Annotated in this window: 10 protein-coding genes and 1 riboswitch; of the genes, 6 read left to right on the top strand and 4 right to left on the bottom strand. The window is 70.1% G+C overall.

Annotated features, from left to right (window positions below):
• Positions 1 to 425: 425 nt before the first annotated feature.
• Positions 426 to 2,483, top strand: coding sequence for a S9 family peptidase (locus tag FLV34_RS24035; protein ID WP_261985877.1), 2,058 nt, complete (start codon positions 426 to 428; stop codon positions 2,481 to 2,483).
• Positions 2,480 to 3,505 carry an L-glyceraldehyde 3-phosphate reductase gene (gene mgrA / locus FLV34_RS24040; RefSeq protein ID WP_147944111.1) on the top strand — a complete coding sequence of 342 codons (1,026 nt, stop codon included), beginning with the start codon at positions 2,480 to 2,482 and terminating at the stop codon, positions 3,503 to 3,505. Before FLV34_RS24035 ends, mgrA begins: the two co-directional genes overlap by 4 nt.
• Before the next feature lie 398 nt (positions 3,506 to 3,903).
• Here the strand turns inward: mgrA and FLV34_RS24045 are convergent, their stop codons facing one another.
• Complete coding sequence (locus FLV34_RS24045) at positions 3,904 to 6,309, bottom strand: lysylphosphatidylglycerol synthase transmembrane domain-containing protein (protein WP_260617449.1); 2,406 nt, start codon at positions 6,307 to 6,309, stop codon at positions 3,904 to 3,906.
• A 49-nt stretch (positions 6,310 to 6,358) separates the two neighbouring features.
• On the opposite strand from FLV34_RS24045, the gene FLV34_RS24050 reads away from it, so the two are divergent.
• Positions 6,359 to 6,796: an RpiB/LacA/LacB family sugar-phosphate isomerase gene (locus FLV34_RS24050; RefSeq protein WP_142650652.1), complete on the top strand. Its 438-nt coding sequence runs from the start codon at positions 6,359 to 6,361 to the stop codon at positions 6,794 to 6,796.
• Positions 6,797 to 6,831: 35 nt separating this feature from the next.
• A complete protein-coding gene (locus tag FLV34_RS24055; protein WP_147944112.1) occupies positions 6,832 to 8,883 on the top strand; it encodes a molybdopterin-dependent oxidoreductase in 2,052 nt (683 codons plus the stop codon).
• On the opposite strand, the gene FLV34_RS24060 is transcribed toward FLV34_RS24055, so the two are convergent.
• The gene (locus FLV34_RS24060) at positions 8,851 to 9,300 is read right to left on the bottom strand and encodes a GNAT family N-acetyltransferase (protein ID WP_147944113.1); all 450 of its coding nucleotides are present in this window, start codon (positions 9,298 to 9,300) and stop codon (positions 8,851 to 8,853) included. The genes FLV34_RS24055 and FLV34_RS24060 overlap by 33 nt on opposite strands.
• A gap of 86 nt (positions 9,301 to 9,386) precedes the next feature.
• Between FLV34_RS24060 and FLV34_RS24065 the strand changes: the two genes are divergently transcribed.
• On the top strand, positions 9,387 to 9,836 hold the full coding sequence (locus FLV34_RS24065; protein WP_147944114.1) for a hypothetical protein: 450 nt from the start codon (positions 9,387 to 9,389) through the stop codon (positions 9,834 to 9,836).
• A 3-nt stretch (positions 9,837 to 9,839) separates the two neighbouring features.
• Here FLV34_RS24065 and FLV34_RS24070 read toward each other — a convergent pair whose 3' ends face one another.
• Both FLV34_RS24070 and FLV34_RS24075 read right to left on the bottom strand, forming a co-directional pair.
• Positions 9,840 to 10,217, bottom strand: a complete 378-nt coding sequence (locus FLV34_RS24070; protein ID WP_142650648.1) for a VOC family protein — start codon at positions 10,215 to 10,217, stop codon at positions 9,840 to 9,842.
• A 41-nt stretch (positions 10,218 to 10,258) separates the two neighbouring features.
• Positions 10,259 to 10,516, bottom strand: a complete 258-nt coding sequence (locus tag FLV34_RS24075; protein ID WP_142650647.1) for a hypothetical protein — start codon at positions 10,514 to 10,516, stop codon at positions 10,259 to 10,261.
• 5 nt (positions 10,517 to 10,521) lie between these two features.
• Positions 10,522 to 10,593: riboswitch (guanidine-III (ykkC-III) riboswitch) on the bottom strand.
• A gap of 148 nt (positions 10,594 to 10,741) precedes the next feature.
• On the opposite strand from FLV34_RS24075, the gene FLV34_RS24080 reads away from it, so the two are divergent.
• Complete coding sequence (locus FLV34_RS24080; RefSeq protein ID WP_147944115.1) at positions 10,742 to 12,565, top strand: acyl-CoA dehydrogenase; 1,824 nt, start codon at positions 10,742 to 10,744, stop codon at positions 12,563 to 12,565.
• Positions 12,566 to 12,596: the final 31 nt, after the last annotated feature.

A 12,596-nucleotide genomic window follows, 5' to 3' on the forward strand; every position in this document is an offset into this window, starting at 1 on the left:
CGTGTCAAATCCGCCCCACCGGGACTTCATTTGACCCGAAACCCGCCGACCGACAGGAATTCCGACCCCCCGTTTCCGGGGCAACCCCTCTAACTTACCCGAACTCCCAGCCCGGCGCAAAACCACCAGATCCGAAAGATCAAAAAGCAGAGGAGAGCGCCGGCGACAACCCGCGCACACGCAAGACAACCACCGAAGTGATCGAAGAGGAGTGCGCCGAACCGCGCCGACACCACAAGATTCCCAGGATCCGGCACCGCCATGACCCAACTCGAAGCGACCGCCTGGGACCCCCGATGTATTTCGGCCCTCCGACTCCCGGCGGGACCGCGACGCGCCGGCCGCTGTGTTCCCCCAGCGCGGGTTATCCACAGGCCCGCAGCGAGAAGGCCTGGCGGGACCACGCCGAACATAGACTTTGGCGGGTGAGCGACAAGCCGCCTGTAGCGAAGAAGGTCCCCCTCGAGCGCACGCATCACGGTGACACCGTGGTCGACGAGTATGCGTGGCTGCTCAAGAAGGACGACCCCGACACCATCGCGTACCTGGAGGCGGAGAACGCCTACACCCAGGAGATGACCGGCCACCTGCAGGACCTCCAGGAGACCATCTTCAAGGAGATCAAGGGCAGGACGCTGGAGACCGACCTGTCGGTCCCCACCCGCAAGGGCGCCTGGTGGTACTACTCCCGGACCGAAGAGGGCAAGCAGTACGGCATCCAGTGCCGGGTGGCCGCCGACGGGGACAGCCCGCCCAAGCTGGAGCCGGGCACGTCGCTCCCCGGCGAACAGGTGATCCTGGACGGCAACGAGCTCGCGGGCGACAGCCCCTTCTTCTCCATGGGCACGAGCGCGGTCAGCCCCGACGGCACGAAGCTCGCCTACTCGACCGACTTCTCCGGAGACGAGCGCTTCACTCTCCGGTTCAAGGACCTGGAGACGGGCGACGTGCTCCCGGACGAGATTCCGGGTGTCTTCTACGGCGGCGCCTGGTCGGCCGACGGCTCCACGTTCTTCTACACGACCGTTGACGAGGCATGGCGTCCGTACCGGATCCACCGGCACAGACTCGGCTCGACGGACGACGTCGTCGTCTACCAGGAGGACGACGAGCGCTTCTGGGTGAGCATCGGCCTGACCCGCAGCCAGCGCTACCTGGTGCTGGCCTCCGGCAGCAAGATCACCAGCGAGGTCCGGGTGCTCGACGCGGCCACCCCGGAAGGCGAGTTCGCGGTGGTCCGGCCCCGGCAGACCGGCGTGGAGTACGCGCTTGAGCACGCGGGCGACCGCTTCCTCGTGCTGCACAACGACGGCGGCGCCGTGAACTTCGAGCTCGCCACCGCTCCCCTCGACGACCCGGGGAGCTGGACTCCGCTGATCGAGCACAGGGACGACACGCGGCTGCTCGACGTCGACGCGTTCAAGGACTTCGTCAGCGTCCACTTCCGCCGTGACGGCCTCACCGGGGTCCGGATCCTGCCGGGCGACGGCGGCGAGCCGTACGAGATCTCCTTCCCTGAGCCGCTGTACGACGTCGCGCCGACCGGCAACGCGGAGTTCGAGACGAGCCGGCTGCGCCTCAGCTACACGTCCATGGTCACCCCGCCGTCGGTGTACGACTACGACCTGCGCTCGCGCGAGCTGATCCTGCTGAAGCAGCGGGTGGTGCTCGGCGGCTACGACCCCTCCGACTACGAGCAGTTCCGCGAGTGGGCCACCGCTCCGGACGGCACCAGGGTGCCGATCTCGATCGTGGTCCGGAAGGACACGAGCCGGCCCGCCCCCACCCTGCTCTACGGCTACGGCAGCTACGAGTCGTCCATCGATCCCTACTTCTCGGTGGCCCGGCTCTCGCTGCTCGACCGCGGGTTCGTGTTCGCGATCGCCCACGTGCGCGGCGGCGGCGAGATGGGCCGCCGGTGGTACGAGGACGGCAAGCTCACCAGGAAGAAGAACACCTTCACGGACTTCGTCGCGTGCGCGCGGCACCTGAAGGCCGAGGGATGGTCCGACAAGATCATCGCAAGAGGCGGCTCGGCCGGTGGCCTGCTCGTGGGTGCGGTCGCCAACCTGGCGCCCGAGGAGTTCGCGGGGATCGTCGCGGAGGTCCCGTTCGTGGACGCGCTGAACACGATCCTCGACCCGTCGCTGCCGCTCACGGTGACCGAGTGGGACGAGTGGGGCGATCCGCTGCATGACCCCGAGGTCTACGCCTACATGAAGACCTATTCGCCCTACGAGAACGTCGACGGCCGGACCTACCCGCCGATCCTGGCGACCACCAGCCTCAACGACACACGGGTGCTCTATCACGAGCCGGCGAAGTGGATCGCCCGGCTCCGCGCCACCGCGCAGGGCGGCCCGTTCCTGTTGAAGACCGAGATGGGCGCCGGCCACGGCGGCCGCAGCGGCCGTTATGACGCCTGGCGTGAGGAGGCGTTCGCGCTCTCCTGGATCCTCGACCGAGTTGGAGTGACCGAGTGAGCTATGTGGCTGCCGAGGGCCGCTATGGACCCATGCCGTACAACCGGACCGGGCGGAGCGGGCTGAGGCTGCCCGCGGTGTCGCTCGGGTTGTGGCACAACTTCGGCGACGACAAGCCGATCGAGACCCAGCGGGCCATCCTCCGCCGGGCCTTCGACCGCGGGGTCACCCACTTCGACCTCGCCAACAACTATGGCCCGCCGTACGGCTCCGCGGAGATCAACTTCGGGCACCTCTACCAGCAGGACTTCGCCCGATACCGCGACGAGCTGGTGATCTCCACCAAGGCGGGCTACGACATGTGGCCCGGCCCGTACGGCAACTGGGGGTCGCGCAAGTATCTGCTCGCGAGCCTTGACCAGTCGCTGAAGCGGATGGGCCTCGACTACGTCGACATCTTCTACAGCCACCGCTTCGATCCGGAGACGCCGCTGGAGGAGACCATGGGGGCGCTGGCCCACGCGGTCCGCTCGGGCAGGGCGCTCTACGCGGGCATCTCGTCCTACTCCCCGGAGCGCACCCGGCAGGCCGCGGCGATCCTCCGAGACATGGGCACGCCGCTGCTCATCCACCAGCCGTCCTACTCCATGCTCAACCGGTGGATCGAGCGCGGGCTGCTCGACGTGCTGGAGGACGAGGGCGTCGGCTGCATCGCGTTCTCCCCGCTGGCGCAGGGCATGCTGACCGGCCGCTACCTGAACGGCATCCCGAAGGACTCGCGGGCGGCCCAGGGCAAGTCGCTCGATCCGTCCCTGCTGACGGAGGAGAGCCTGCGCCATGTCCGGCGGCTCAACGAGATCGCCGGGCAGCGCGGGCAGTCGCTGGCGCAGATGGCCCTGGCCTGGGCGCTCCGCGACCCGCGGGTGACGTCGGTGCTGATCGGCGCGTCCAGCGTCGAGCAGCTCGACGACAGCCTCGACGCGATCAACCGGCTCGACTTCACGCAGGACGAGCTGGACGCGATCGACAAGGACGCGGTCGATTGCGGGATCAATCTCTGGGCCGCTTCCAGCGCGGAATGAGCCTCCGTCCACAAGCCGGAGGGCGCGGCAGAGGCTGCGCGTTGGCGAAGGAGTAGAAGCGCCACACGCGCGCCGCCGGCGCGCGCCTCCGCTTGTGAGCCCCGGCTTGCGACCCGGTTCGCGACCTCCGCCTGCGAGCCCCCGCTTGTGGACCGGGTTCGCGACCTCCGCCTGCGAGCCCCCGCTTGTGGACCGGGTTCGCGAGCCCCCGCTTGTGATCCCCCGCTTGCGACCCGGTTCGCGACCCCCGGTTCGTGAACCCCGGCCTGCGAGCCCCCCGTTTGTGGCCGGGTTCGTGATGAGCCCCGGTTCGCGAGCCGCGGATTGTGAGCGCTTCGTGAGCCACGGCTCGCCGGCTCGCCATCCGCCCGGCATGGGATGCCGGGCGGCAGGACGGTTCAGAGTGCGTTCTGACGCTGCAGGTAGGCGAAGGAGGCCCAGCCGGGGAGGACGGGGAGCCAGAACGTCATCAGCCGGAACAGCAGCACGGCCGAGGTGGCGACCGTGTAGGGCAGGCCCGCGACCGTGAGGCCGAGCGACAGCGACGCCTCCACCGCCCCCAGGCCACCGGGGGTGGGCGCGGCCGAGCCGATGGCGTTGCCCGCCAGGAACACCACGGCGACGGCCGTGAAGCTGGCCGAGCCGCCGAAGGCCTGTACGCACGCCTCCAGGCAGATCACGAAGCTGAGGGTGAGCAGCATGGTCCCGCCCACCGCCTCGAAGACCTTCTTGGGCGACTGCACCACATCGAGCAGCCGGGGGATCACCCCCGAGAACATGGCGCGCACCCGCGAGGTGACCAGCCGCCGCAGCGGCCGTACGGCGAGGATGATCAGGAACAGCACGGCCACGCCGAGCAGCACCATCAGCAGTCCGCGCGACGGGGTGAGGGACGGCGCGGCCTGCGTGCCCGTGAGGTAGCCGAACAGCAGCAGCATCATGATGTGCATGGCCAGGCCGACGAGCTGCGACGCACCGACGCTCGCGACGGCGGCGCCGGGCGGCAGGCCGCGTTTCTGCAGGTAGCGGGTGTTGATCGCCACGCCGCCGACCGCGGCGGGCGCGACCAGCTTCACGAACGACCCGGCGAGCTGGGCCAGGATGGTGCGGCCGAGCGGCAGCGGCTCGGGGACGAACCCGCGCAGCAGGATCGCCGCCGCGACGTAGCTCAGCGCGGCCGCGGCCAGCGCCGCCCCGCTCCACGCCCAGTTGGCGGTGGTCACGACGGAGACCAGGTTGACCTTGCTGAGCTGGGGAAGCAGCAGGTATGCCGCGATCACGCTGAGGATGATCGTCACAAGGGTCTGGGGGCGGAACCGTTCGAGCCGCACCTCCTCGACCTCGACCTGCGGCTTCAGCGCGATGATCTGCTCCCGGATGGCGGGCAGGAGCCTCCGGTCGCGGCGGGCGGCCGTACGGGTGTCCCGGCTCAGCGCGACCCGCTGGAGCAGTGGCATCGCCCCGGCCAGCGTGTTCTCCCCCAGCACCTTCGCCGCCGACCTGACGGAGCGCTCGGCTCCCACGCGGGTGCCGAGGTAGGCGAGGAGCTGGGCGATGTCGAGCCGCAGTAGCAGGTCGCCGGCCGCGATCTCGCCGCTGCGCGCGTCCACGAGGTAGACGTTGCGCTCGGCGTCGACGTGGATGCTCTCGCCGGTGAGGTGGCGGTGGGCCAAGCGATGGGCGTGCAGCAGCCGGACCTGCTCCCACATCCGCTCCAGCAGCTCGTCGTCGAAGTCCTCGTCGCGCAGGTCGCTCACCGGACGGGTGTCCACGTGCTCGTAGGCGAGCAGCGCCGCCTCGGTGCCGACCTCGCTCGTGCCGAGCAGGCGCGGCAGCCGCACCCCGGCGGCCTGCGCGGCGTACGCCATGAGCGCCTCGCGCTCCAGCTCGGCGCGCAGCGAGCGGATGGCCCTGCGCCGGGTCTCGTTGTTGAGCAGGAAACGCCGCCACAGCCGGTAGACGACGCCCGCCACCTGCCGGTCGCGGTCGAGCACGGTCACGTCGATCCGCCGGTCGTCGACGAGGCCGACCAGGTAGCGGCGGCTGCCGGAGCTGTCGTCCTCCACCCGCCTGGCGCTGACCGGCATGAAGCCGAGCTTGCGCAGCGCGGCCAGCACGGCGCTGCCGGGCGGCCTGGTGTTCGCGCTGCCGATGCCGTAGAGCGTGCCGAACCCGACGGCGAGGCCGACGACGTACGTCATGATCACGCCGAGGGCGGTGACCTTTGTGGCGGTGAAGAGCGCGAACACGTCGAGGGCCAGCGCGACCCACATCAGCGCCCGCCAGTTCGGGCGCCGTCCCATCCGCACCGCCGTGGCGTACGCGATGGCGGGGGTGAGCACGGTGTTGAGCGGCTCGACGTCCCTGCCACCGGTGAGGAGCTGCTTGAGATCGGCCGGGCCGGAGTGGACCAGCGACTCGCCGAGCACGTAGGAGACCAGCAGGGCGAGGATCGCGGCGATCAGTCCCTGGGTGACGCGCATGCCGTCGCGGTGGAAGACCCGCTCGACGGCGAACGCGACCGGCACGATCAGCACGGAGACGCCGCCGAGCAGCCCGGCGGCGGCCGACAGCACGTCGGGGGCGCGGGTGGTGCCCGCCTGTACGTCGGTCTCAAGGCCGTTGAGCGTGCGTTGCAGCGCCAGCGCCATGAGGATGACGGCGGCGAGGGCCAGCAGCGTGAGGAGAAACCGGAGTGCGTCGGAAGGCCGGCGGATCCGCTGCGGCAGCAGAGGCTCGACGACGAGGACAGCTCCTTGGCCAGGAGTGTCCAGCGTTATGTCCTGCTCCTTGATGCCTCTCACCACCAGCGATTCTGTGCGATCTTCGCACTCGGTGTCCACAATTGACGGCATGCGTATATCCCTGGCCTCGGACAGCCTCGACGGAATCGCGTCGGAGCTTGCGGCCGAGGTGGAACGGCGCGGCCATTCAGTCACACTCTATGGAGCACTGGCCCCCGGCGACCGGGCCGATTGGGCATGGTGCTGCTCCGCCGCGGCGCGGGACGTCGCGGAGGGGCGCGCGGACCAGGCCGTGGTCTGTTGCTGGACCGGCACCGGCGCGTCCATAGCGGCAAACAAGGTAGCGGGCGTGCGTGCGGCGCTGTGCACCGACGCCGCCACTGCCGCGGGCGCCCGCACGTGGAACGACGCCAACGTGCTCGCGCTCAGCCTCCGCCTCACCTCCCGGCAGGTGCTGACGGAGATCCTGGACGCCTGGTTCTCCGGGTCGCCGAGCACCGATCCGGAGGACGCGGCGAACATCGCCCACGTGGGGGAAATCCGGTAGAGACCGATTGTGGGCCGCACGCTAACGTCGATGCCATGAGCACGTCGCTACCCGTCCTCGGCGCCTGTCCGCTCGACTGCCCCGACACCTGTTCCTGGGTCGTCACCGTGCGCGACGGCGAGGCCGTCGGGTTGCGCGGCAACCGCGACCACCCCTACACGCGCGGGGCGTTGTGCGTGAAGGTCAACCGCTATCTGGAGCAGGTGCGGTCGGCCGACCGCATCCTCCACCCGTTGAAGAGGGTGGGGCCGAAGGGATCCGGGCGGTTCGAGCGGATCAGCCTCGACCAGGCGCTGTCGGAGATCGCGGCCAAGCTGGCGTCGATCGTCGAGGAGCATGGCGGCGAGGCGATCTGGCCCTACCAGGGCACCGGGACGCTCGGCTATGTCCAGGGCGAGTCGGGCCAGGCCGGGCGGCGGTTCTGGAACGCCCTGGGCGCGTCGCGGCACGACCTCAACATCTGCGCGCGGGCCGGCAACGACGGGCTGCGCTACGTCAACGGCACTCCCGGCGGCATGGACCCGGAGACGTTCGCCCTGTCGCGGCTCATCCTGCTGTGGGGCACCAACACGCTGACCAGCGGCCACCACATGTGGAAGTTCGTCCAGGACGCCCGCGCCGCCGGAGCGTACGTCGTGGCGATCGACCCCATCCGCACGCGTACCGCCGACCAGGCGGACGAGCACCTGCCGATCCGGCCGGGCACCGACGCCGCGCTCGCCCTCGGCCTGCTGCACGTCGTGCTGGAGGAGGGCGCGGAGGACCGCGCGTACATCGAGGAGCACACGACCGGCTGGGACGAGTTCGAGGCCGAGATCCGCAGGCATCCCCCGGCGCTGGTGGCGGAGATCACCGGCCTGCCCGAGGAGCGGATCCGCGCCCTCGGCGTACGGCTCGCGCACACCCGGCCGACCGGCATCCGGGCCACGATGGGCGTCCAGCGGCACGGAGGCGGCGGGGCCGCGATGCGGATGATCGCCTGCATTCCCGGCGTCACCGGCGACTGGCGCTATCCGGGCGGCGGCGTGGCCTACTCCACCTCGGGACACGCCCCCAAGGGCCCCGACCCGCGCGACGACCTGCTCCCCCACCCCGTGCGTACGCTCACGATGACCCGGCTGGCCGACGGGCTGGACGAGTCGGTGAAGTGCCTGTGGGTCTACGCGGCCAACCCGATGGGGTCGACCTCCGACCAGAACCGGATCAGGGCGGCGCTGGAGAGGGAGGACCTGTTCACGGTGGTGATGGAGCAGTTCCCGACCGACACCGTCGACTACGCCGACTACGTGCTGCCCGCGACCATGCAGATCGAGCACCTCGACGTGCACCACGGCTACGGGCACATGTACATGGTGTGGAACGAGCCCGCCGTCGAGCCGCCGGGCGAGTGCCTGTCCACGACCGAGACCTTCCGGCGGCTCGCCCGGCTGATGGGCCTGACCGAGCCGTCCCTCTACGACAGCGACCTCGAACTGGCCGAGCAGACGCTCGCCCAGGTGGGGATCCCCGTGGAGGAGTGCCGCAAGCAAGGGTGGGCGCGGCTGCGGGTGGCCGAGCCGTTCGTGCCGTTCACCGAGGGTTTCCCGACGCCGAGCGGGCGGCTGGAGTTCGCCTCCGCGAAGGCCGAGGCCGCCGGGCTGCCTCGGGTGGCGGGCTACGTGCCCTCGTTCACCGCCAGTACGGCTCCCGCCGACCGGCCGCACCCGCTCGTCATGATCACCCCGGCCGCGCACACGTTCCTGAACACGCAGTTCGCCAACAACCCGGAGCTGCGCAAGCGCTCGAAGGGCCCGCGGGTGATGGTCAACCCGGCCGACGCCGCGTCGCGGGGCCTCGTGGACGGGCAGGCCGCCCGGGTCTTCAACGGCAACGGCGAGTTCCGGGCGTACGTGGAGGTCAGCGACCGGGTGGCGCAGGGCGTGGTGGCGGCGCCGAAGGGCCACTGGCCGAAGCTGGCGGGCGGGGCCAACCCCAACGCGCTGGTGGAGGAGCGGGACGCCGACATGGGCCGGGGCCCCATCTATCACGACAACTTCGTCGACGTCGCGCCGCTCTCAGACGAGGAGGAGTTTGAACCCCTCGTGTGAGGCGGTGAAGCCGAGCGAGCCGTAGAAGCGGTGGGCCTCGGTGCGGGCCTTGTCGGAGGTGAGCTGCACCAGCGCGCAGCCGCGCTCCCGGGCCCGCTCGATCGCCCACCGCATCATCTCCCGGCCGATTCCCCGGTTGCGGTGGGGCACGGCGACCCTGACCGCCTCGACCAGCGCGCGTTCGCCACCCCACCGCGACAGCCCGGGAATGTAGGTGAGCTGCATGGTTCCGATCACCTCGCCGTCCGACTCCACGACGATCAGCTCGTTGCGCGGGTCGGTGTCCACCGCCTCGAAGGCGGCGTAGTAGTCCGGCTCCCCGGAAGACGGGCGGGCAGCGGTGATCGCGTCCTCGTTGATCATGGCCACGATGACGGGGACGTCCTCACGCCGGGCCGTACGGAAGTGCAGATCCATGCCGGGGAGCCTAACCGGGGGGTGTCAGGGGCGGCTCAGGGACTTCCCCGATGCCGCGGAAACGCCCGAAAAGGCACGCTGTAGTCATGAACGAACTGACCCGCATGGACGAGATGTCCTTGGCCGGCGCGGCCCTGCGCGGCGCGCCCTGGCGAGCCGCGGCGACGTCCGGTGGGGCGGTCGCGGCCACGAGCTTCATCCTGGGCGTCATCCTGCCCGGCCCGGCCGACCTGACGTGGGCCCTGTGCGCGGGGATCACGGTGTTCGCCCTCGTCGCGGCGATCGGGGCGATCTCCAAGCCCGACGTCGGCGACCGGGTGACCCGGCAGGCCCGCCTGTGGGCGCTGCGCCACCCCTGGCGCTTCTCGCTCTACCCGGGCCTCGGCGCGGCGGCCCTCATGTATCCGGTGCAGCTGGTGATCGACCGCGAGGGCATCTTCGGCGCGGCCTTCGACGCGCTGTGGGGCGGCGCGCTCGTGCTGCTGATCACCGCCGTCCTCACGTTCTCGATGCGCGGCCGGGCCAAGGGCGCCTGAGCGTCAGGCCCGCCGTTCCGCCGCGCTGCGGCAGACGCAGAACTCGTTGCCCTCGGGGTCGAGCAGGGTGACCCATCCGGCGCCGTCCGGCGTCCGATGGTCCTCGTACGGCTTGGCCCCGAGCGCGAGCAGCCGCTCCACCTCCTGGTCGCGGGTGCCGTCCCCTGTGGGTCTCAGGTCGAGGTGCAGGCGGTTCTTGACGGTCTTGCCGTCGGGCACCCGGATGAAAAGCAGGTGCGGAGGGCCGCCCGGACGGTCGAGCATGACCTCGTCGTCCTCCGGCTCGGAGTCGACGAGCGGCCAGCCCAGGGCCTCGCTCCACCACTGGGCCAGCTCGTACGGCCGGGCGCAGTCGATCGTCGTCGTGTGGATCTCAATCATGCGCCCAGCCAAGCGCGACACCAGCAAAGGTGTCAAGAAGGTTACGTGGACGCGCGCCGGGCCGTCCGCCGGGGCCTCAGCTCCCGGACGAGGCTCACCGCCGACACCAGGGCCCAGACGCCCTCCAGCAGCAGGAATCCCCAGTCGTCGCCCGCGTACGCGAGCCACGCGAGTACCGCGGAGCCGACGAGATTGAGCACCAGGTAGATCTTCGAACGGTTGTCGAGGACGTTCATCTGGGAGAGCAGGAACGCGCCGAGGATGAGAACGGCGCCGGCGATCTGCAGAACTTGGTCCATGTCCTTCCGCCCACCGTCTTCGCTGGGCCGGGTACGGCGGGCACCTCGTCCGGGACGACCGCGGATCGCGGCCTTCTCACAACGGGACCATACCTGTTGTGCGTCACCAAACCGTGCGATGTGTGGCGCAGACCATGGATATCGCCGGTTACTCGCGGGTAGCATTCGTTTAGAGTTACCGACCAGTACGTTACCCCCGGGGTTCGGTTCTAGGAGCGCACACAGATGGGTCACTACAAGAGCAACGTCCGCGACCTGGAGTTCAACCTCTTCGAGGTGTTCGGGCGCAGGGAGATCCTCGGCACCGGCCCGTTCGCCGAGGTCGACGAGGACACCGCGCGAACCGTGCTGGACGAGGTCAACCGGCTGGCCACCGGCCCCCTGGCCGCCTCGTTCGAGGACGCCGACCGCCACCCGCCCGTCTTCGACCCCGTCACCCACAGCGTGACCATGCCGGAGAGCTTCAAGCGCTCCTACCAGGCCTGGGTCGACGCCGAGTGGTGGCGGCTGGAGCTCCAGCCGGAGCTCGGCGGCACGCCCGCCCCGCGCAGCCTGGTGTGGGCCATGGCCGAGATGGTGCTCGGCGCCAACCCCGCCGTGTGGATGTTCGCCTGCGGCCCGGCCTTCGCCCGCCTGCTCTTCGAGCTCGGCACCCCCGAGCAGAAGCGGTTCGCCGAGCTGGCCGTCGAGCGGCACTGGGGCGCGACCATGGTGCTCACCGAGCCCGACGCCGGCTCCGACGTGGGCGCGGGCCGTACGAAGGCGATCCAGCAACCCGACGGCACCTGGCACATCGAGGGCGTCAAGCGCTTCATCACCAGTGCCGAGCACGACATGACCGAGAACATCTTCCACCTCGTGCTGGCCCGGCCCGAGGGTGCCAAGCCCGGCACCAAGGGCCTGTCGATGTTCCTCGTGCCGAAATATCTGGTGGACCTGGAGACCGGCGAGCTGGGCGAGCGCAACGGCGTCTACGTCACCAACGTCGAGAAGAAGATGGGCCTGAAGGTCTCCACGACCTGCGAGCTCACGCTCGGTGAGAAGCACCCGGCCATCGGCTACCTGGTCGGCGACGTGCACGACGGCATCCGGCAGATGTTCATGGTGATCGAGAACGCCCGGATGATGGTGGGCGCCAAGGCCATCGCCACGCTGTCCACCGGCTATCTCAACGCGCTCGACTTCGCCAAGAACCGCGTGCAGGGCGCCGACCTCACCCGCGCGGGCGACAAGACCGCCCCGCGCGTCACGATCACCCACCACCCCGACGTACGCCGCGAGCTCATGCTGCAGAAGTCGTACGCCGAGGCCATGCGGGCGCTGGTCATCTACACGGCGACGATCCAGGACCAGATCCAGATCGCGGAGTTCGAGGGCCGCCGCGACGAGGCCGCCGAGGCGCTCAACGACCTGCTGCTCCCGCTGGTCAAGGGCGTCGGCTCCGAGCGGTCGTACGAGCTGCTGGCCCGCTCGCTGCAGACGCTCGGCGGCTCGGGATTCCTGCAGGACTACCCGATCGAGCAGTACATCCGCGACTCGAAGATCGACTCGCTGTACGAGGGCACGACCGCGATCCAGGGCCAGGACCTGTTCTTCCGCAAGGTCCTCAGGAACCAGGGCGCGGCGCTGGGATCGCTGCTCGGCGAGATCAAGGCGTTCGCCGCCTCGCAGGCGGGCAACGGACGGCTGAAGGTCGAGCGCGGCCTGCTCGACGAGGCGGCCGACGAGGTGAAGGCGATGGCCGACACGATGGCCGGGTGGGCCATCGCCTCCCTGGAGACGCCGCAGGAGGTCTACAAGGTCGGCCTCAACACCACCCGGTTCCTCATGTCGCTGGGCGACCTGGTGCTGGGCTGGCTGCTGCTGCGTCAGGCCGAGGTCGCGCTGAACGCCCTGTCCGCCTCGGAGGAGGACAAGGCGTTCTACACGGGCAAGGTCGCGGCGGCCTCGTTCTTCGCGCAGACCGTGCTCCCCCGGCTGGCCGCCGAGCGCCGCGTGCTCGCCGCCACCGGCCAGGACCTCATGGAACTGCCGGAAGAGTCCTTCTGACCGTCGGTGCGGCCGCCGCCCATGTGCCGGC

Source organism: Microbispora sp. CSR-4 (assembly GCF_008033685.1).
Taxonomy (GTDB): Bacteria; Actinomycetota; Actinomycetes; order Streptosporangiales; family Streptosporangiaceae; genus Microbispora.